The sequence below is a fragment of the Alcaligenes pakistanensis genome (assembly GCF_014652815.1).
Classification (GTDB): domain Bacteria; phylum Pseudomonadota; class Gammaproteobacteria; order Burkholderiales; family Burkholderiaceae_B; genus Alcaligenes; species Alcaligenes pakistanensis.
Genome location: NZ_BMZN01000004.1, coordinates 183,959 through 202,924, shown reverse-complemented (window position 1 = coordinate 202,924; position 18,966 = coordinate 183,959). Strand labels below are relative to the sequence as shown.

18 protein-coding genes are annotated in these 18,966 nt (G+C 55.6%); 9 read left to right on the top strand and 9 right to left on the bottom strand.

Translation table 11 applies throughout. The features are described from left to right. Positions 1-25: 25 nt before the first annotated feature. The 3 genes from lexA to IE156_RS13780 all read right to left on the bottom strand — a co-directional run bounded on the left by lexA (position 26) and on the right by IE156_RS13780 (position 2,623). Positions 26-682, bottom strand: coding sequence for a transcriptional repressor LexA (gene lexA, locus IE156_RS13790; RefSeq protein WP_189393129.1), 657 nt, complete (start codon positions 680-682; stop codon positions 26-28). Between the two features lie 105 nt (positions 683-787). Further along, positions 788-1,348 carry a GNAT family N-acetyltransferase gene (locus IE156_RS13785; RefSeq protein ID WP_189393128.1) on the bottom strand — a complete coding sequence of 187 codons (561 nt, stop codon included), beginning with the start codon at positions 1,346-1,348 and terminating at the stop codon, positions 788-790. A gap of 72 nt (positions 1,349-1,420) precedes the next feature. Continuing rightward, positions 1,421-2,623: an amino acid aminotransferase gene (locus IE156_RS13780; protein ID WP_189393127.1), complete on the bottom strand. Its 1,203-nt coding sequence runs from the start codon at positions 2,621-2,623 to the stop codon at positions 1,421-1,423. Between the two features lie 84 nt (positions 2,624-2,707). On the opposite strand from IE156_RS13780, the gene uvrB reads away from it, so the two are divergent. From uvrB to IE156_RS13740, 8 genes are all read left to right on the top strand, one after another. After that, complete coding sequence (gene uvrB, locus IE156_RS13775; RefSeq protein WP_189393126.1) at positions 2,708-4,729, top strand: excinuclease ABC subunit UvrB; 2,022 nt, start codon at positions 2,708-2,710, stop codon at positions 4,727-4,729. Between the two features lie 375 nt (positions 4,730-5,104). Next, entirely contained in the window at positions 5,105-5,596 is a 492-nt protein-coding gene (locus IE156_RS13770; RefSeq protein ID WP_189393520.1) for a low molecular weight protein-tyrosine-phosphatase, read from the top strand. Between the two features lie 141 nt (positions 5,597-5,737). Then, entirely contained in the window at positions 5,738-6,214 is a 477-nt protein-coding gene (iscR, locus tag IE156_RS13765; protein WP_189393125.1) for a Fe-S cluster assembly transcriptional regulator IscR, read from the top strand. A gap of 33 nt (positions 6,215-6,247) precedes the next feature. Then, the gene (locus IE156_RS13760; protein ID WP_189393124.1) at positions 6,248-7,441 is read left to right on the top strand and encodes an IscS subfamily cysteine desulfurase; all 1,194 of its coding nucleotides are present in this window, start codon (positions 6,248-6,250) and stop codon (positions 7,439-7,441) included. Continuing rightward, positions 7,438-7,842: an iron-sulfur cluster assembly scaffold protein gene (locus IE156_RS13755; RefSeq protein ID WP_189393123.1), complete on the top strand. Its 405-nt coding sequence runs from the start codon at positions 7,438-7,440 to the stop codon at positions 7,840-7,842. Before IE156_RS13760 ends, IE156_RS13755 begins: the two co-directional genes overlap by 4 nt. A gap of 31 nt (positions 7,843-7,873) precedes the next feature. Further along, complete coding sequence (locus tag IE156_RS13750) at positions 7,874-8,197, top strand: HesB/IscA family protein (RefSeq protein ID WP_189393122.1); 324 nt, start codon at positions 7,874-7,876, stop codon at positions 8,195-8,197. 6 nt (positions 8,198-8,203) lie between these two features. Further along, positions 8,204-9,082 (top strand): methylglyoxal synthase, encoded by an 879-nt coding sequence (locus tag IE156_RS13745; RefSeq protein ID WP_189393121.1) that lies wholly within the window; start codon positions 8,204-8,206, stop codon positions 9,080-9,082. A gap of 269 nt (positions 9,083-9,351) precedes the next feature. Next, a complete protein-coding gene (locus IE156_RS13740) occupies positions 9,352-10,368 on the top strand; it encodes a Bug family tripartite tricarboxylate transporter substrate binding protein (RefSeq protein WP_189393120.1) in 1,017 nt (338 codons plus the stop codon). A 201-nt stretch (positions 10,369-10,569) separates the two neighbouring features. On the opposite strand, the gene lysS is transcribed toward IE156_RS13740, so the two are convergent. The 5 genes from lysS to infA all read right to left on the bottom strand — a co-directional run bounded on the left by lysS (position 10,570) and on the right by infA (position 16,151). Beyond that, positions 10,570-12,093 carry a lysine--tRNA ligase gene (lysS, locus tag IE156_RS13735; RefSeq protein WP_189393119.1) on the bottom strand — a complete coding sequence of 508 codons (1,524 nt, stop codon included), beginning with the start codon at positions 12,091-12,093 and terminating at the stop codon, positions 10,570-10,572. Between the two features lie 11 nt (positions 12,094-12,104). Next, complete coding sequence (locus IE156_RS13730) at positions 12,105-12,842, bottom strand: SDR family NAD(P)-dependent oxidoreductase (RefSeq protein ID WP_189393118.1); 738 nt, start codon at positions 12,840-12,842, stop codon at positions 12,105-12,107. A 1-nt stretch (position 12,843) separates the two neighbouring features. Further along, positions 12,844-13,948, bottom strand: a protein-coding gene (gene prfB / locus IE156_RS13725; RefSeq protein ID WP_189393117.1) for a peptide chain release factor 2 whose coding sequence is annotated in 2 segments (ribosomal slippage) — positions 12,844-13,866 and positions 13,868-13,948 — 1,104 coding nt in all. Because the reading frame shifts where the segments join, the coding sequence is not laid out codon by codon here. Between the two features lie 111 nt (positions 13,949-14,059). Next, positions 14,060-15,769, bottom strand: coding sequence for a methyl-accepting chemotaxis protein (locus tag IE156_RS13720; protein WP_189393116.1), 1,710 nt, complete (start codon positions 15,767-15,769; stop codon positions 14,060-14,062). 112 nt (positions 15,770-15,881) lie between these two features. Beyond that, complete coding sequence (gene infA / locus IE156_RS13715; protein WP_189393115.1) at positions 15,882-16,151, bottom strand: translation initiation factor IF-1; 270 nt, start codon at positions 16,149-16,151, stop codon at positions 15,882-15,884. 701 nt (positions 16,152-16,852) lie between these two features. On the opposite strand from infA, the gene IE156_RS13710 reads away from it, so the two are divergent. Next, positions 16,853-17,758, top strand: a complete 906-nt coding sequence (locus IE156_RS13710) for a DMT family transporter (protein WP_189393114.1) — start codon at positions 16,853-16,855, stop codon at positions 17,756-17,758. Positions 17,759-17,885: 127 nt separating this feature from the next. On the opposite strand, the gene IE156_RS13705 is transcribed toward IE156_RS13710, so the two are convergent. Beyond that, entirely contained in the window at positions 17,886-18,821 is a 936-nt protein-coding gene (locus tag IE156_RS13705; protein WP_189393113.1) for a bile acid:sodium symporter family protein, read from the bottom strand. Between the last annotated feature and the right edge of the window lie 145 nt (positions 18,822-18,966).

Here is an 18,966-nt window from a genome sequence, read left to right as displayed (position 1 = left end):
TCAAGGCCCGAGACAGGAATAATGCTTAGTGCAGTGGACTGGTGCGAATCAGACCCACAGCAATCCCTTCCAGGGCCAGCGAGTCTGGGTCTGTGACAATGATGGGTTCAAAGTCAGGGTTTTCTGGTAATAGGACGACTTGATTGCTGGAGCGGGACAGGCGTTTGACGGTGACGTCATCGCCAATACGAACCACCACAATCTGACCATTGCGTGCTTCGGTCGCTTTTTTAACGGCTAGCAGATCACCGTCAAAAATACCGGCGTCTTTCATGCTTAGACCGCGAACGCGCAGCAGGTAGTCTGGTGTCTGGGAGAACAGGCTAGGGGTGACGCCGATTTCACGTTCTATATGCTCGGTGGCCAGAATGGGGCTACCCGCGGCGACACGGCCAATAATGGGCAGCAATAAGGCATCGGCCAGATTGGCAAGCGCATTGCTGGGGGCCGCGCTTTCACGCGTATCCGGGCCCAGTAGGCGTATGCCGCGAGAGGCACCGGCAGTCAGCTCGATAGCACCTTTGCGGGCTAGTGCTTTTAAATGATCTTCGGCGGCATTGGCGGATTTGAAGCCCAGCACCTGAGCAATTTCTGCTCGAGTAGGTGGGAAGCCCGTGCGTTCGATTTCAGAACGGATGATGTCCAGCACTTGTTGTTGGCGTGCAGTGAGCTTGACGGTCATAGTATTGTCTGCTGAATATATATACAGTAAAGATTGTGCGTTACAGTTCGCATTTTGGCAAGCAGCACGGCTGCTAAAGGCTTAATTTTCGACCCTTTAGGCTGCTTAAGCAGGCCGGGGCCAGTCTTGACGGTCAAGTGTGTACAGCACATGGGGGACTAGCTTATGGCCTGCCGGTACACCGGGGTGATCAAACGTACCGGGTTGGGCCTTCATGCCTAGTCGCTGCATGACGGTTTGTGAAGGTAGGTTCAGTTGGGCGGTGTAAGCCACGATCTGCTCCAATCCTAAAGTATCAAAACCGAAGTTCAGGCAGGCTGTGGCGGCCTCGGTGGCATAACCTTTTCCCCAGCATTCGGGCAGCAGGCGCCAGAGGACCTCTACGCAGGGCTGAAAGGACAACTCGGTCAGCGGCCGGTTCAAACCCACCATACCGATGAATTCGCCGCTTTCTTTCAATTCAACTGCCCAGGGGCCCCAGCCATGTTCTGCGATCAGGCTCTGGCTGCGCTGGGCTAGCGCGTCGCTTTGTGTGCGGTCCAGGGTGGCCGGGTAAAAGCGCAGGGTGTCTGGATCACCATTCAGGCGGGCGAAAGGTTCCAGATCAGTAGGCTTCCAGGGGCGTAAAACCAGGCGTTCAGTGTTCAGGGAAATAGCCTTGCTCATGATGATCCTTAAAGGGCTGGAACGACAACGCCCTTCCGAAGAAGGGCGTTGCGTCATTACGTGGCAGTCGGTTTACTTCAGGACTTGGGCGATAGCCTTGACCACACCGTCGATATTTTGGCTGTTCAGTGCGGCGACGCAGATGCGGCCGCTGCTGACGGCATAAATACCGTGCTCTGCACGCAGGCATTCAACCTGTGCGGCTGTCAGGCCGGAATAGGAGAACATGCCGCGTTGTTGCAGGACAAAATCAAAGTTTTGAGCCACGCCTTGCTCTTTCAGCTTGCTAACCAACTGGGCGCGCATGTCGCGGATGCGATCACGCATGCCGGACAATTCGGTGGCCCAGGTCTGGAACAGCTCAGGCGAGTTCAGTACCGTTGCGACAACCTTGCCACCGTGAGTGGGTGGGTTGGAGTAGTTGGTGCGAATGACGCGCTTGACCTGGCTCAGTACACGCGAGGTTTCGTCTTTGCTGGACGTGACCAGCGTCAGGGCACCAACGCGCTCGCCGTATAGCGAGAAGGACTTGGAGAAGGAGGAGCTGATGAACATGGACAGCCCCAGCTTGGCAAACAGGCGCACCACGCTGGCATCTTCTTCCAGACCGGCACCAAAGCCTTGGTAGGCGATGTCCAGGAAAGGAACCAGTTGGCGCTCTTTGATCAGCTCGGCGATCTGAGTCCATTGCTCGGTGCTGGGATCAACGCCGGTGGGGTTGTGGCAGCAAGCATGCAGCACCACGATGGCCTGGGCGGGCAGGGCGCGCAGCGAAGCCAGCATGCCGTCAAAGTTCAGGCCATGGCTTTGTGCATCGTAGTAGGTGTAGGTATTGACTTTGAAGCCAGCGCGCTCGAACAGGGCACGGTGGTTTTCCCAGCTAGGATCACTGATGTAGACCTCGGACTGCGGCAGCAACTGCTGCAGGAAGTCGGCACCGATTTTCAGTGCACCAGTTCCACCTAGGGATTGCACGGTCAAGGCACGGCCTTCGGCAATGATGGGGGAGTCAGCACCCAGCAACAGGGTTTGAGCGCCCTGGTTGTAGGCATTAATACCTTCAATAGGCAGGTAGCTGCGGGCAGCCGCCTTGCCCATCATGGCTTCTTCAGCTTTTTGAACAGCCTGCAAAATCGGGATACGCCCTTGATCGTCGTAATAAACACCGACTCCCAGATTAACTTTGCCGCTGCGTTCGTCAGCATTGTATTGTTCGTTCAAACCCAAGATGGGGTCGCGTGGAGCCAGTTCGACGGTTTCGAAGAGCGATGTCATGGTGATATGGGGGCTTTAGTGCAGAAAGGTAGAAAAACAAGGCATTAATGTGATAATACGGGCTTACCCTAAAGTGTGTCTAGCATGAAATTTGAGCCTGCCTTTCAAGAGTTTCCGGGGAGTTCCTTCAAACTTTTCCAACCTTATTTGCCTGCGGGCGACCAGCCAGCGGCGATTGAACAGCTGGTAGAGGGGATTGATGATGGCTTGATGTACCAGACCCTCTTGGGGGTGACGGGCTCAGGCAAGACCTACACGATGGCCAATATTATTGCTCGCACGGGGCGTCCAGCCATTGTTTTGGCGCCCAATAAAACCTTGGCCGCGCAGTTGTACGCCGAGATGCGTGAGTTCTTTCCGCGCAACGCTGTGGAGTACTTCGTTTCTTACTACGATTACTACCAGCCCGAGGCCTATGTGCCTTCGCGTGATCTGTTCATTGAGAAGGACTCGTCCATCAATGAGCATATCGAGCAGATGCGTCTATCGGCTACCAAAAGCCTGCTGGAGCGACCTGACACCATTATTGTGGGTACCGTGTCCTGCATCTACGGTATCGGTAATCCAGGCGATTACCATGCCATGGTGCTGACCTTGCGCAAGGGTGATCGTATTGCCCGGCAGGAGTTGCTGGCACGTCTGGTTGCCATGCAGTACGAGCGCAATGATCTGGATTTTCAGCGCGGGATATTCCGTGCCCGTGGCGAGGTCGTCGATATCTTCCCGGCGGAAAACGCGGAACTGGCATTGCGGGTGAGCCTGTTTGATGACGAGCTGGAGGAGTTGGAGCTTTTCGATCCGCTGACAGGCAAAGTGGTGCAGAAGCTGAACCGTTTTACCGTGTTTCCCAGTTCACACTATGTGACACCACGCGAGACGGTGTTGCGGGCGATTGAAACCATCAAGCTGGAACTGCGTGAGCGCTTGGATTTTCTGGTCAAAGAAGGTCATCTGGTGGAGGCGCAACGTCTTGAGCAGCGTACCCGCTTTGATCTGGAAATGCTGCAGGAGCTAGGCTTTTGCAAAGGCATCGAGAACTATTCTCGGCATTTGTCAGGCGCAGCACCGGGCGATCCACCACCGACCCTGATTGATTATTTACCGCGTAACTCGCTGATGTTTATTGACGAAAGCCACGTCACCATCGGGCAGTTGGGGGCCATGTATCGCGGCGACCGCTCGCGTAAAGAGACCCTGGTGCAATTTGGATTCCGTTTGCCCTCGGCCATGGATAATCGGCCTCTCAAACTGGAAGAGTTCGAGCGCCGCATGCCTCAAACTGTATTTGTTTCGGCCACGCCAGCTAATTACGAGAAAGAGCACACCGATAATGTGGTCGAGCAGGTGGTGCGTCCTACGGGCCTGGTGGACCCTGAAATTGAAGTCCGCCCGGCTACGACCCAGGTGGATGATTTGCTGGGCGAGATCAAGTTGCGTACGGCTCAGCAGGACCGCGTATTGGTCACGACCTTGACCAAGCGCATGTCCGAGGACTTGACGGACTACTTGTCGGAACACGGAGTACGCGTACGCTACCTGCACTCTGATATTGATACGGTGGAGCGGGCCGAAATTATTCGGGATCTGCGCTTGGGCGTGTTTGATGTGCTGGTCGGGATCAACTTGCTGCGTGAAGGCCTAGACTTGCCTGAGGTCTCCCTGGTGGCGATTCTGGATGCAGATAAGGAAGGCTTTTTGCGTTCTGAGCGCAGTTTGATTCAAACCATAGGCCGGGCAGCGCGTAACCTGAATGGGAAAGCCATTTTGTATGCGGACCGAATGACGGACTCCATGCATCGCGCTATCGAGGAAACTGAACGCCGTCGCGCCAAGCAGGTGGCCTTTAACGAAGAGCATGGCATTACGCCACGTGGTGTGAGTAAGGCGGTGCGGGAGTTGATTGATGGTGTGGTGTCCTCAGACCCAACTGCCAGCCTGCGTGAAGATGTGCCAGAGGCGCTGATCCGGGACGAGAAGGCGGCGGCGCGCGAGATCAAGCGTCTGGAGAAAGAGATGATGGATCACGCCCGCAACCTGGAGTTCGAACAAGCTGCTGCCGCGCGCGACAAGTTACAAAGACTTAAAACCAAGTTGTTGATGGCTTGACCATTCTTATTGAATTAGCCTGGTTTTTTAGGGCTCAGCGCCCCGCTTGAAAAAGTGGGGCGTTTTCCTTTGTCTGGCTGCTTGTTGTGTATTTGCAACTATCAGCGGATAAAAACATAGAGATTTGGCCGTTCCTCTACCGGCTTTCATGACTCAGGTGTATTGCTTGATTTATCTCACCACGAGAATGCGGCTAATCCGCTAAGCAAAGAGTGCCGCGCCTTTGGTTTATTCCATACTTCAAGTAGCTGCGTACGATTCGTATTTGAAGACCGGGTGCGATGCCAATTTGGCCTTTTAAAGGCGATTTTTAAGGGTGGTTTAGACCCTTGCTCCGTCTTGCCTTATCTGGGGTTTTCCCGCAGACTTTGACGCATTATGAGTAAGGTTCTGTTTGTCTGTACAGGGAATATTTGCCGCTCTCCCAGCGCCGAAGGCGTCTTGCGCCAACTGGTCGACCAAGCCAGTTTGTCGGAGGCTATTTTGGTGGATTCAGCCGCTACACATGGCTTTCATGTGGGCGAGCATCCTGACACACGCGCACAGATAGCTGCTCGTAAACGCGGTTATGACATCTCTACGTATCAGGCTCGGCAAGTTCAACGCGACGACTTTCGCAACTTCGACCTTATTTTGAGCATGGATTGGGAAAACCACGCTGCTTTGCAGCAAATGTGTCCCCCCCTGTACCGCCACAAGCTCATGCTGCTGATGCGCTTTGCCACTGATTTTGAAGCGGCGACTGTGCCCGACCCGTATTACGGCGGCCAGGATGGCTTTAATAAGGTCATGGACTATATCGAGGATGCCTGTCAGGGTGTGTTCGAGCAGGTTCGCAAGCGTGTGCCCAATTACCGCGCTGCCTGAGTGGCTAAATAACACTGCAGTATAAGTGTAAAATCACGCGCTCAAACACGGTAGTTTCCCCCGTATTTGCTATACTGGACCAAATTGGTCGGATTTGCCCTTGGCAGTCCGGCCGCTTTCGCCTTTGGCAAGGAAACTATCATGCGTTTGACGACAAAAGGGCGTTTCGCCGTAACCGCGATGATCGATCTTGCGCTGCGCCAGCAAAGTGGACCGGTGACGCTCGCAGGCATCAGCCAGCGACAGGGTATCTCGCTCTCCTATCTTGAACAGTTATTTGGCAAGCTGCGTCGCCATGAACTGGTCGATAGTGTGCGTGGCCCAGGTGGTGGCTATACGCTTGCGCGTCTGGCCCGTCACATTACCGTTGCTGACATTGTGTTTGCGGTCGATGAGCCCGTTGATGCCACCCAGTGCGGTGGCAAGGGTAATTGCAAGCAGGGCACAAATGGGCAGAAAGGCGAGTGCATGACTCACGAGCTTTGGGCAACGCTTAGTCGTAAAATGGTCGATTATCTGGATTCTGTCTCGCTACAGGACTTGGTTGACCAACAACGTCTGCGTCAGCTCAAGTTGGCCTCTCAAGAAGCCGGTCAGCCAGAAGAATGTACTTTGTAGTTGGCCAGTGCCACTATTGACCCGGAGTTTTGTATGAATCGCGCTCAGCGTATCTATATGGATTATGCCGCCACGACACCGGTAGACCCGCGTGTGGCCGACAGCATGATCCCCTGGTTGACGGAACGATTTGGTAATCCGGCCTCCAGCAGTCATCCGTATGGGTGGGATGCCGAAGAGGCGGTGGATCAGGCGCGTCGTCAAGTGGCCTCGCTGATTGGTGCAGAGCCGCGAGAAATCGTCTGGACCTCCGGTGCGACCGAAGCGATCAACCTCGCGTTGAAAGGCGCTGCTCAGTTTTATCAGTCCAAGGGTCGCCATATTATTACGGTCCGTACCGAACATAAGGCGGTGCTGGATACCTGTCTGGCCTTGCAGGACGAGGGCTTTGAAGTCACCTTCCTAGATGTTTTGCCCAGCGGGCTAGTGGATCTCAAGGTGTTTGAGCAGGCCATTCGTCCTGACACTATTTTGGCCTCGGTCATGTTGGTGAATAACGAAATTGGCGTGATTCAGGACGTGCAGGCGTTGGGCGCTATTTGCCGCGAACACAAGGTGTTGTTTCATGTGGATGCCGCCCAGGCCACGGGCAAGGTGGCGATCAATCTGCAGGAATGGCCGGTGGACTTGATGTCCATGTCTGCCCACAAGACTTATGGTCCCAAAGGGATTGGCGCCCTGTATGTCCGTCGTAAACCAGCCGTGCGTTTGAAGGCGCAGATTCATGGTGGCGGTCATGAACGCGGTTTCCGTTCGGGTACCTTGGCTACTCATCAAATCGTGGGCATGGGTCGTGCGTTTGAGCTGGCGGGTGAACACATGGATGAAGACAATCGGCGCATCACTGCGCTGCGAGATCGTCTGTGGGCCGGTTTGCAGCAGATCCCTGATCTGTTCTTGAACGGGACGCTGGATCAGCGTGTTCCCCATAATGTGAATATCAGTGTGGACCACATTGAAGGCGAAGCCTTGATGATGGCCCTGACCGATTTGGCGGTCTCCAGTGGTTCGGCCTGTACGTCGGCTAGCCTGGAACCTTCCTATGTGCTGACAGCCTTGGGCCGTAGCGATCAGTTGGCCCACAGCTCACTGCGTTTGAGCCTGGGCCGTTTCACCACAGAGCAGGATATTGATGACACGATTGCCGCCATTGCGCGTGTGGTTGAACAATTGCGGGCGATCTCTCCTTTGTGGAGCGAGTCCGGTTCGGAGCAGTTTGCGCAATGATATATAGTGATGCTGTCATGGAGCATTTCTTGCACCCGCGTCATGTGGGTGTCATGAACAGCAGTGATGCTGATGTAGGTACGGGTGAGGCAGGAAGCCATGACACCGGTGCCTTGATACGCATCCAGCTCAAAGTGTCAGAGCAGGGCCAGATTCAGGACAGCTGCTTCAAGGCTTATGGCTGTGGCTGTACGATTGCTGCGGCTTCTTTTGCGGCACAGTGGTTGCAAGGTCTCAGCCTGGAGCAAGCCGCCCAGTTTTCGTCCACGGACGTGCAGCAGGCACTGTCACTGCCGCCGGTTAAAGTGCATTGCGCTTTGCTGGCTCAAGAGGCCGTTCAGTCTGCGATTGCCTCTGTACAGAACAAAGGCCTTGTTTCTTTGTCCAAGCCTGAAGGCTGAATTTCCGTAGATTTATAGAAAGGAAAAGATAATGTCTATTTCTCTTACTCAGCCCGCCGCAGAACATATCCAGCGTCATTTGCAAAAACGCGGAGGCGGTTTGGGGCTACGTTTGGGTGTACGCCTGACCGGTTGCTCGGGTCTGGCTTACAAGCTGGATTTTGTTGATGAAGCCGTTGCAGGCGATCAACTGTTTGAAGAGCACGGCGTTAAACTGTTTGTGGATCCAAAAAGCTTGCCGTTTATTGATGGCACGCGTCTGGATTATGGCCGTGATGGCCTCAATGAAGGTTTCAAATTCATTAATCCAAACGAGAAAGCCTCCTGCGGGTGTGGCGAATCGTTTACCGTGTAGGGACCCATGTCATTACGTTTCGGTTTGGCGGCCAATCAATTGCACCATGATTCGGCAGATGCGGCTTTGTTTCAGTGGTTGCGACGCTCTGCCAGCGGTATACGCGAATTGGAAATTGAGCTCTATACGGTAGGACGTACTTGTAACGCTATCGAGCGTTCGGGCCTGCTGGAAGGCTATGGCGGCCTGGTTCGTTATCCTTATGGCCGTGATGGCGGCTTGATGAAGCTGGTTGCGCGGGTGACACAGAACCCCGACGGCACGCCACCTTTTGACGGTGCCATCTACCTGATCGACCCGGTTGATCCTTCATCCATCTTCCCGGAGGCGCTGGCGCTTAAGCGCCAATGCATCACACATGGTCGTCCTTTCATTTCCACCCTGATGGGCGCGATTGAATGGATTGAAGTGGAACGTGTCAGCCGCGGCCTGTGGCCTGACTCCAGCTGCAAACGTATCTTCGATTTTCCCAACCAGACCTTGGCCATGATTGCGCACGATGCACTCAAGGACAAAATGATCGACTTTGCTGACAAGCATTTTGATCTCTTGTCGCGCTTTGGGCAGCGTGTCGGTACCGGTACCACCAGCCGTTTGCTGAACGAGCTGGCTTGGTCCAAAGGCTGGCCTAAGGACACGCCCTGGATTCAGTCCTACCTAAGTGGGCCTTTGGGTGGTGATGCGCAGATTGCTGAACTGGTGCTGGAGAATCGTTGCCAGCGTGTGATCTTTTTTGAAGATCCGCACGTGGCCCGTCAGCATGAAGCGGATATCCAGTTGTTGGAACGCGCTGTGCGTGTGGTGGCCGACAAGGCTTCATGTTTTTCTTCACCGGAGGTGGCCCATAAATGGGCGCAGGCGGTGATGCGCTTGCCGGTGGATTGATTGCACAAGCGCTGCAAGGTGTAGCTACCTTCTGGTGCTGGCAGTAAAAAGGACGCTTAAGAGCGTCCTTTTTTTATTTCAGCATGGTGCGTCATCTTGGTAGACATTTGGACTGCGCCACAGCCCGCTCTAGCTGCTTGATCGCTTGCTTGGTCGAGGACGGCTTGATTGCTCGATAGGGCTTCACTAGACTACGGATCCTGGCTCACAATGACTACAGCACAAGGTTGCCCGATCAATTGGCTGTCTCTGATTGTTAGGAGGTAGGCGTGAATCGACGTAAGGTCCTGAAAGTTACCGGTGCGGGCATCATCGCCCAGTTAGGGAGCGTTACTTCTTCATTTAGTGCCGCGTTTGCTGCGGTTCCTGCGCTCGCGCAGCAGGTCGATGCTTTTCCTTCGAGCCCAGTCCGCATCGTCGTCCCGGTCAATCCGGGCGGCAATGCCGACCGTATCGCGCGAATGCTCGCACAAGGCCTCGCTAAATTGTGGCAACCAACGGTGATCGTGGACAACGTGCCCGGCGCTCACACCAGCCTTGGCGTCAAGCAAGTAGTTCGAGCAGCACCGACCGGTTATACCCTGTTGTCGAGCGGTGATCAGCTTGCGGTCAATGCCGCTCTCGGGCGTAAGCTACCCTACAGCGAAACCGATGTCCGAGGCGTGACCCGCACTATCGTCAATTCACAGGTCCTGGTGCTGCGTCCGGGACTGGGCATCACCCATTTCGAGGAATATGTTGCGCTGTTAAAGCGACGGCCGGGCGAAGTGTCCATGGCGCTGCCCATCGGCCATGGCAGCATCTATCATCTGGCCGTCGAGTTACTCAACCAGCGTCTGGGCACGTACACCAACAACATCCCCTATGCGGGTGGGGCACCGGCTTTTCTGGACATACTTGGCGGTCATGTGGATGGCGCGCTCATTGATATTTCGTCGGCGACTCAGGATGTTCAGGCTCGTAAGCTCGTGCCTCTGGCCGTCACTTCGACGGTGCGCTCCAAGGTTCTACCAGATGTTCCGACCTTTCAGGAACTGGGCGTGCCTGACTTTGTGATCGAGAGCTGGCAGGGGATATTTGTGCCACGAGCCACGCCGGATGAGGTGGTGGCATGTCTCAATCACGACATTACGGGCGTACTTCGCTCACGGGAGTTCGCCGCGCCCCTGGAGGAGCTGGGTTTTGTGATCGCGCCCAGTTCGGCTGAGTCGCTCGACCAGATTGTGGCGCGTGACATCGCCGTGTTTCGTGAAGTGGTGGCAGCCGCTGGGATCACGCTGGAGTGACGTTCGGCGATCGCAGGGGGAGGCTCATGTCGTCCTGCCTGAGGCTGGCTTCCCGCATTAGTAGAGGGGGCTTCGTGATGCTATTACGAGCTCGCTAGCAGCGCGAGGTAGGGTTAAATCCATGTTATATATGGAGTTTTTAGCGTCAGGCTAACTTCAGGAGTTGCCTGACGCTCTTTCTTTTTGAACTCTGTAGAGCGATTAGTCTTCGCGGCGCAGGTGCGGGAACAGAATCACGTCACGGATAGCAGGGCTATCGGTCAGCAACATTACCAGACGGTCGATACCAATACCGCAGCCGCCTGTGGGAGGCATGCCGTACTCCAGAGCGCGGATGTAGTCGGCGTCGTAGAACATGGCTTCTTCGTCACCGGCGTCCTTGGCTTGGACTTGGGCCTGGAAGCGGGCGGCTTGATCTTCAGGGTCGTTCAACTCCGAAAAACCGTTGGCAATTTCGCGACCAGTGATGAACAGCTCAAAGCGTTCGGTGATGCCTTCCTGGGTATCCGATGCACGGGCCAGAGGCGAAACTTCCACGGGGTAGTCCACGATGAAAGTAGGGTGCCAGAGCTTGGATTCGGCAGTTTCTTCAAACAAGGCCAGTTGCAAAGCGCCTCGGCCTGCATCACGTAGCGGGGGCGAGTTCACGTCCACTTTCAGGCGAGCCAGTTCAGTGCGCAGAAACTGGATATCATCCAGCTGTTCCTGGGTGTAGGACGGCGCGTACTTCATGATGGCGCCTGTAATGGTCAGGCGATCAAATGGCAGGCTCAGGTCCAGCTCACGTTCCTGGTACTGCAAGCTTGCCGTGCCGCGAGCACTGATGGCTGCCTCACGAATCAGGTTTTCAGTGAAGTCCATCAGCCACTGGTAATCTGTGTAGGCTGCGTAGAACTCCATCATGGTGAATTCTGGGTTGTGACGCGGGCTGACGCCTTCGTTACGGAAGTTGCGGTTGATCTCGAACACACGCTCGAAACCACCCACGACCAGACGCTTCAGGTACAGCTCGGGAGCAATACGCAGGTACATTTCCATGTCCAGCGCATTGTGGTGTGTGACGAAGGGTTTGGCCGACGCGCCACCCGGAATAGGGTGCAGCATGGGGGTTTCCACTTCCAGGAAGTCGGCCTGGGCCATGTGCTGTCGCAGGCTGCTCATGACCTTGCTGCGTGCCAGGAAGGTCTGACGGGTGTCTTCACCCATGATCAAGTCTACATAGCGCTGGCGGTACTTCAATTCCTGGTCAGCCAGACCATGGAATTTGTCAGGCAGGGGACGCAAGGACTTGGTCAGCAGGCGCACACTGCTGGCGTGTACGGACAGCTCACCCTTATTGGTTTTGAAGACGGTGCCTTCCACGGCCAGAATGTCACCGATGTCCCAGCCCTTGAATTCCGCGTAGCGTTCTTCGCCCAGTGCGGCTTTGTCCAGATAGATCTGGATGCGGCCAGAGGTGTCTTGCAGCGTGGCAAAACTGGCTTTACCCATGACGCGTTTGAGCATCATGCGGCCTGCCACTTTCACGGTTTTGGCGGTGGCAGCCAGGGCGTCCTTGTCCTGTTCGCCGTATTGGCTGTGCAGTTCGGCCGCGTGGGCATCAGGGCGGAAATCGTTGGGGTAGGCGATGCCCTGTTCGCGCAGGCGATCCAGTTTGGAACGACGCTCGGCGATCAGGCGGTTTTCGTCTACGACGGGTGCGGAAGTGTCTAGCTGTTCAGTCATTGTGTCAGTACTTATTCGTAGTGGCGGATGTCATCCAGGATGTGCTGGCCAAAAGCGGGGCTGTCCAGGTGGCGCAAAATTCGCTCGGCCGTCTCGTCCGGGCTGCTTAGCTGACCTTGCTGATGCAGGTCGATAAAGCGATTCAGATTCGGGAACTGGTCGCGGGACTGGCTACGGATATGGCCTTGCATATCGGTATCCACCACGCCAGGGGCCAGGGAGCAAACCGCCAGCTCGGGGTTTTCCAGCTTCAGGGTCTGGGTATAGAAATCCAGCGCTGCTTTGCTGGAGCCATACACGGCCCAGCCCGATACGGGCTTGCGGCCTGCACCCGAAGAGATATTGAGCACCTGTCGCTGGGCATCCTGGGGGGCGCCTTGTAAAAAGGCGGCGGTCAGGCTCATGACACTGGCGACATTCAATTGCAGCGCCTGTGTAATGGCCTGGGCATCGAGCAGGTGGCTGGCCTGCCCAACGGGATCAACCGTGCCGGCATTGTTAATGAGCACGTAGCGTTGAGCCTGTGTCTGGCTAAGTAAGGCTTGCAGGGCCTTGGCAGCCTGTTGTGCGCCTTCCGCGCTGGCCAGGTCTACTTGCAGATGCTGGTGAGCCCCTTGGGGCGCATCCAGTTGCAGTTCACTGCGGGCCAGAGTGATCAACTGATGGCCCGCGGCCAGTGCCTGACGGGCCAGGGACAAGCCCAGACCTCGTGAAGCACCACTTAGAACAGTCAGCGTGGAAGTGGGCATATTAAATACCTTGTTTCAGGCTGGCCTGAATGAAGGGGTCCAGATCGCCATCCAGCACTTTTTGGGTGTTGGACATTTCCAGGTTGGTACGCAAATCCTTGATGCGGCTTTGGTCCAGCACGTAGGAACGGATCTGGTGCCCCCAGCCTACATCGCTTTTGGAATCTTCCAGCTTCTGTTGCTCGGCCATGCGGTTACGCATTTCCAGCTCGTACAGGCGCGATTTCAGCATCTGCATGGCTTCGGCACGGTTACGGTGCTGCGAACGGTCGTTCTGACACTGCACCACAATACCGGTGGGCTCGTGGGTAAGACGAACGGCCGAGTCGGTTTTGTTAATGTGCTGACCACCGGCACCACTGGCGCGGTAGGTATCGACACGCAAGTCAGCCGGATTGATCTCGATCTCGAAGGAGTCGTCGATCTCCGGGTACACGAACACGCTGGTGAACGAGGTATGGCGGCCGTTGGAGGAATCAAAGGGGCTTTTGCGAACCAGGCGGTGTACGCCGGTTTCAGTACGCAGGAAACCGTAGGCGTAATCGCCTTCAATCTTGATGGAGGCTGATTTGATACCGGCGACGTCCCCGTCGGATTGCTCCAGAATTTCTGCTTTAAAGCCTTTGTGCTCGGCATAGCGCACGTACATGCGCAGCAGCATGGAGGCCCAGTCCTGGGCTTCAGTACCACCTGCACCGGCCTGAATATCCATAAAGCAATTCAGGGGGTCGGCCGGGTTGGAGAACATGCGGCGGAATTCGAGTTCTTCGATGCGGCTGGCCATGGCGGCGCAATCTTCTTCGATAGCGGCGATGGTGGCATCGTCCTCGTCCATGGCGGCCAGCTCGAACAGGTCCTGCGAATCTTTCAAGCCCGTGTGCAAGGCGTCCAGCACATGCACCACGTTCTCCAAACTTTTCTTTTCGCGGCCCAGATCCTGAGCGTGTTGAGGCTTGTCCCAGACGTTGGGGTCTTCCAGTTCAGCATTGACTACGTGTAAACGATGTGCTTTGTCATCGTAGTCAAAGATACCTCCGTAAGGCATTTTCCCGCTCCGAATAATCGGCAAGGCGGGCTTCCAGTTGATTAAGTCGTTCCGATTCCATGATTCAGCGGCTTTCCTATGTTTGAGGTGCCATCTGCTCCAGCCAGTAAGGCGGCGCGCGGCAAACCTCCGATTTTACCCTTATCGGAGGTCTATGGCACGCATTGGCCGCTCAGGAGCCGGACATTGTGCAGGCCTGTGTGCGGTAGGCAGACGCAGAATGGTAAACCCGCGAGCTTGGCGCGGCTGAAAGGGAGAGGGCAGGCTCCTCGGATAGTGCCGTATCCAGGCTGAAATGGGCCACCACTTGGGCGAGCAAGGTGGTCTGTTCCAGCTGCTCCTGCGCTGTATGGGCACTGTGTTCAACTAATTGGCGGTTGGATTGACCTTGCTGGTCCAGGCGTGTCATGACGTGATTAACGTACTCGATATGCGTTGCCTGATCCTGGGAAGCCAGGGCAATGTCGGCCACAATGCCGCGCATCTCATTGACCTTGTGCTGTGTATTGGCCATGACCTGCGCCATGCTACGGGCTGCGGCTGAGCTTTGTTCGGTTTGTTCCACCGAACTGGAGATCAGTGTGGCGATTTGGTGCAAGGCATCGGTGGAGCGCAAGGCCAGATTCCGCACCTCGGCCGCGACCACAGCAAAGCCATGGCCATGGACTCCGGCACGGGCAGCTTCCACGGCCGCATTCAAGGCCAGAATATTGGTCTGGAAGGAGATGCTGCGGATCAGTTTGGTGATTTCGCTCATCTTGTGCGAGCTGTCGGCAATGGCATTGATGGTGTCGAGCAAGCGGTGTGCTGCCTGATTCCCTTGGGCAACCTGGCTGGAGGTGTCCTGGGCCAGATGATCTGCTGTTTGGGCTTGCTGGGCATTCTGACGCACAGTATCAGCCAGTTGGCCCATGGCTTTGACGGTCTGGTTCAGTTCAGTGGACTGGTCCAGAATCTGTTCGCTCAAGTTTTGGCTGCCCAGCACAATCGCATGCGAGCCATCGCGAATTAAGCCGGTTTGCTCGCGGATTTGATGTACTACGGTTTGCACACCTTGGCCGATGCCGTTTAGCGCCGTCAATAAGGTGCCAAACTCATCGTGACGGCGTACCGTTAATTGAGCATTAAGCTTGCCTTGAGCCAATTCTTTGGCCAGGTTCGCCCCTTGGTCCAGCGGCTGCTTAATAGAGCGATACAGCAAGCGTAGGGCTACTGTGCTCGTGATGAAGAATGAGGCCAGGGCAGCCAGTGCTAGTCCGAAGGCGCGATCACTGCTACGACCAGCCTGCTCCAGGGAATTATCCAGGCGTTGGCTGAACTGATGTTCGAACTGATCCAGGGTATTCGTGATGTGGGTGGAGGCTTGAAGGTATTGCTGGCTGAACACCAGCACTTTGGCCATCAAGGCATTGGGCAGGGCGATACTGATTGCACCTGTGCCATCGTCAAACTGGCCGCTAGTGGTTTGAATGGCTTCAAGCTGAACGTGGCTCAGCTCCAGTGTTTGTTCATAAGCCGAGCGCAAGAGTGCCAGCTCAGACGGCTCCAGCTCTAATTCGCCAAAGCGGTCCAGCATGGTGTTCGCCACGCCGTCTTGATCGGGCTGGGCGCCCGTGAAGATGGCCAGCAAATGACGGAAATTATCTTGAAATTCGACTTGCTCGCTGGACACAAAGGCAATGGTCTGGCGGCTGATTGATTCGCTGATGCGCTTGAAATCTTTGCTAAGCGCGGTCGTCTGGTGGCGCTGGGCCTCCAGATGTTTGCGTTGCTCGATATTGTGGCTTAGATGCTGCAAGGCAAGCAGCATCAGGATCAAAAACAGGCTAAGAACGGCAAAGTAAGCGATAAAGCCTGTTTTGAGCGTGAGTAATTTCTTCAAGGCGACTCCCACAAAGTGTGAGGTGCGCCTGAGCAATCATCTCTTTTGTCGCACCCCTGTCATGCGTAGTTATCTTTGCATCTAATTGTGACAGGGGTGTGGCGGTGTCTGCTTAACGGCGGTGAGGCGTACGGCGAGGAGTAACAGGGCCACCCACACGTTTAGGCAAGTGGCGGAAGATAATGCGACCCTTGCTCAAGTCGTAGGGCGACATTTCCAGGGTGACACTGTCACCTGCCAAAATGCGGATATGGTGCTTGCGCATTTTACCGCCGGTGTAGGCGATAACGGCGTGACCGTTTTCCAGGGTGACACGAAAGCGCGAGTCGGGCAGGATTTCAGTGACGGAACCTTGCATTTCAAGTAACTCTTCTTTGGCCATATAACGGGATTCCTTTAAAAATAATAACTCCCGTCAGGCCCAAAGGGGCGGGACAGGAGGGCATAGCCGCAAGGGAAGACCGACGAGCCGCATGCGCGGCATCATGAGTCCAGCTTGCACTAGGCCCGTAAAAATCGAGATGAAACTGTGCTAGTCAGGAGCGTATCGTTCCAGACGGGGCTGGGTTGATCTAATTGGAAACACGATCGCTGTTCAAGCTTGGTTAAAACGGGGACGCCCACATATCGCGTCTGTCCGTTTGAAACAAAGGCAACAAAACCGATAACTGTCGAGAGTGTAGACCCACACAGTGGCAGATGGGATGGACCCATGCCGTCAACGGGTGTCGTAGTGGTGCCAAGTAGCGCACTTGGGGTGCTTGAACGGGTCAAGCTTTATGCCCAAAAGTGGGTGTGTTTCAAGGCCGATTTACCCTTGATAGCTGCATCTGGCGGTTTGATGGTCAGACGAGCGTGGATGGGATGGGCTAAAAAAGATCAGCGCCATGACGTGACAATTCCATGATTATAAATAATATTTATGGATTGGTCAAAGATTGACCAGGTCAAGCCTGCACAAACCGCAAAGTAAAGCCGTAGAGGGGAGGGTGTTCTTGCCTATATACTAGGGCCAATCGTAACGGCGCAGTGTTGACCTGATGAAGGATCACATGCGCCGTTTCCGTTTTTTAGGACAGGCTTGTGAGCACTCAGAAACTGACCCCCGGCACGACCGCCTTGCTGGTTTTACCCACTATTTTGTGGGCCAGCAATGCCATTGTGGGGCGCTTGATTCATGATCAGGTTCCCCCTATTACCCTGAATTTTTTCCGTTGGCTGGTGGCCTTCACGATTTTGCTGTTTGTCGGGCGTCAGGTCCTGCGACGTGGCAGCAATCTGTGGACTAACTGGAAGCGCTACTCGATTCTCGGTTTGTTAGGTATAGGTATCTATAACGCCCTGCAGTACTTGGCTTTGCAAAGCTCGTCTCCTATTAACGTGACACTGGTCAATGCCAGCCTGCCGTTCTGGATGCTGGTGATCGGGCGTATGTTCTTCAAGGCCAAGGTCAATGGGCGGCAGCTGATTGGCGGCCTGATGTCTTTGCTGGGTGTCGTACTGGTGCTGACACGTGCGGACTGGCAGGAGCTACTGGCCTTCAGTTTTGTGCCCGGCGACGTCTATATGGTGATCGCGACCATTGCCTGGGCCGTTTACAGCTGGATGCTCAGCACACGTCGCCATGAAGGAGTGATTGCTGAAACCTGGGCGACGGTTGTGATGGCGCAGGTCTTTTTTGGCCTGATCTGGTCCGGCGCTTTTGCGGCGATGGAGTGGCAGTTCACCGACTGGCATATCGACTGGAGCTGGGGTCTGGTGCTGGCCATTTTGTACGTGGGCACGGGTCCGGCTTTGGTGGCCTTGCGCTGCTGGGGCGTTGCGGTCCAACGGGTGGGTGCGGCAACAGCGGGTTTCTTTGTGAACCTGATGCCGGTATTCGCTGCGCTGATGTCGGTCTTTATTCTGGGCGACACCCCCAAGCCCTACCACGCCGCGGCTTTCCTGCTGATTGTGGGCGGGATCTACGTCTCATCGCGTAAAAACTGAGGGTTGGCGACGGTTTAGCCCGTGCTCAGTTGTCTTTCAATCTGCTGGACCCCAAAAGGGGCGCTCGGAAGAGCGCCCCTTTTGGGGGTGACGGGCTAGCGTTCAATCCTTGGTGCGTGGCAGCCGATTATTGCTTGCCATCACCCATGCGACGGAAAATAGTCGCGACCAAAGGACCGGAAATATTGTGCCAGACGCTGAAAATCGCGCTGGGCACCGCGGCCAGTGGCGAGAAGTGTGCGCTGGCCAGCGCTACACCCAGGCCCGAGTTCTGCATGCCCACTTCAATGGACAAGGTTTTACGCTGTGCCAAAGGCATGCCGCTTAAGCGTGCCAGCACATAACCCAGGATATAGCCCAGCGTATTGTGCAAAACCACGACGGAGAACACCAGCAAGCCGCTGGTCGCAATCTTGGCCTGATTGCCAGCGACAACGGCAGCCACAATGGCGACGATGGCGATAACCGAGATCAGAGGCAGGGCCGCTACACCGGCTTTGACTTTCTCACCCAACAGGGACTGCACAATAATACCCAGGGCGATGGGCAGAATCACTACCTGAACAATGGACCAGAACATCGCCGAGGCACTAACTTCCAGCCACTGACTGGCCAGAAAATAAATCAGGGCGGGGGTGACGACAGGGGCCAGCAAAGTGGTGACCGACGTGATGGCAACTGACAGGGCCAAGTCGCCACGGGCTAGAAAAGTCATCACATTAGAGGAGGTGCCGCCGGGGCAACAACCGACCAGAATCACACCAATCGCCAGCTCGGGTGGCAGGGAAAAAGCGTAGGTCAGAAACCAGGCCAGGCCGGGCATGATAATGAACTGTCCCAGTACGCCAATAGCCACACGGCCAGGGCGCACAAACACTTCGGCAAAGTCCTGGCGCGACAAAGTCAGCCCCATACCGAACATGATGATGCCCAGAAGTGGAACAATATAGGCGCCTAACCAGCGGTAGTGGTCGGGGAAGTAAAAGGCCAGAATGGCAAACAGTAGAACCCAGATGGCAAAGGTATTGCCAACAAAACGGCTCAGGCGGGCGATAGCCTGCATGATGAAATATCCTTCAAGGAGCACGGCTGGCCGGTAGGCCCGCGCGGTGCGGATTAGTCTGTTACGGGGAGCAGCATGTGTCGGGCCGGGGTAGGGGCCGTCAATCGCAGACCTGCTTAAGGGCTGGCGACACGGACTTCCGGTG

Excerpts from the sequence above, each read along its gene's own strand:
- lexA (WP_189393129.1), bottom strand. The coding sequence starts at position 682 with ATGACCGTCAAGCTCACTGCACGCCAACAACAAGTGCTGGACATCATC.
- IE156_RS13785 (WP_189393128.1), bottom strand. The coding sequence starts at position 1,348 with ATGAGCAAGGCTATTTCCCTGAACACTGAACGCCTGGTTTTACGCCCC.
- IE156_RS13780 (WP_189393127.1), bottom strand. The coding sequence starts at position 2,623 with ATGACATCGCTCTTCGAAACCGTCGAACTGGCTCCACGCGACCCCATC.
- uvrB (WP_189393126.1), top strand. The coding sequence starts at position 2,708 with ATGAAATTTGAGCCTGCCTTTCAAGAGTTTCCGGGGAGTTCCTTCAAA.
- iscR (WP_189393125.1), top strand. The coding sequence starts at position 5,738 with ATGCGTTTGACGACAAAAGGGCGTTTCGCCGTAACCGCGATGATCGAT.
- IE156_RS13760 (WP_189393124.1), top strand. The coding sequence starts at position 6,248 with ATGAATCGCGCTCAGCGTATCTATATGGATTATGCCGCCACGACACCG.
- IE156_RS13755 (WP_189393123.1), top strand. The coding sequence starts at position 7,438 with ATGATATATAGTGATGCTGTCATGGAGCATTTCTTGCACCCGCGTCAT.
- IE156_RS13750 (WP_189393122.1), top strand. The coding sequence starts at position 7,874 with ATGTCTATTTCTCTTACTCAGCCCGCCGCAGAACATATCCAGCGTCAT.
- IE156_RS13745 (WP_189393121.1), top strand. The coding sequence starts at position 8,204 with ATGTCATTACGTTTCGGTTTGGCGGCCAATCAATTGCACCATGATTCG.
- lysS (WP_189393119.1), bottom strand. The coding sequence starts at position 12,093 with ATGACTGAACAGCTAGACACTTCCGCACCCGTCGTAGACGAAAACCGC.
- IE156_RS13730 (WP_189393118.1), bottom strand. The coding sequence starts at position 12,842 with ATGCCCACTTCCACGCTGACTGTTCTAAGTGGTGCTTCACGAGGTCTG.
- infA (WP_189393115.1), bottom strand. The coding sequence starts at position 16,151 with ATGGCCAAAGAAGAGTTACTTGAAATGCAAGGTTCCGTCACTGAAATC.
- IE156_RS13705 (WP_189393113.1), bottom strand. The coding sequence starts at position 18,821 with ATGCAGGCTATCGCCCGCCTGAGCCGTTTTGTTGGCAATACCTTTGCC.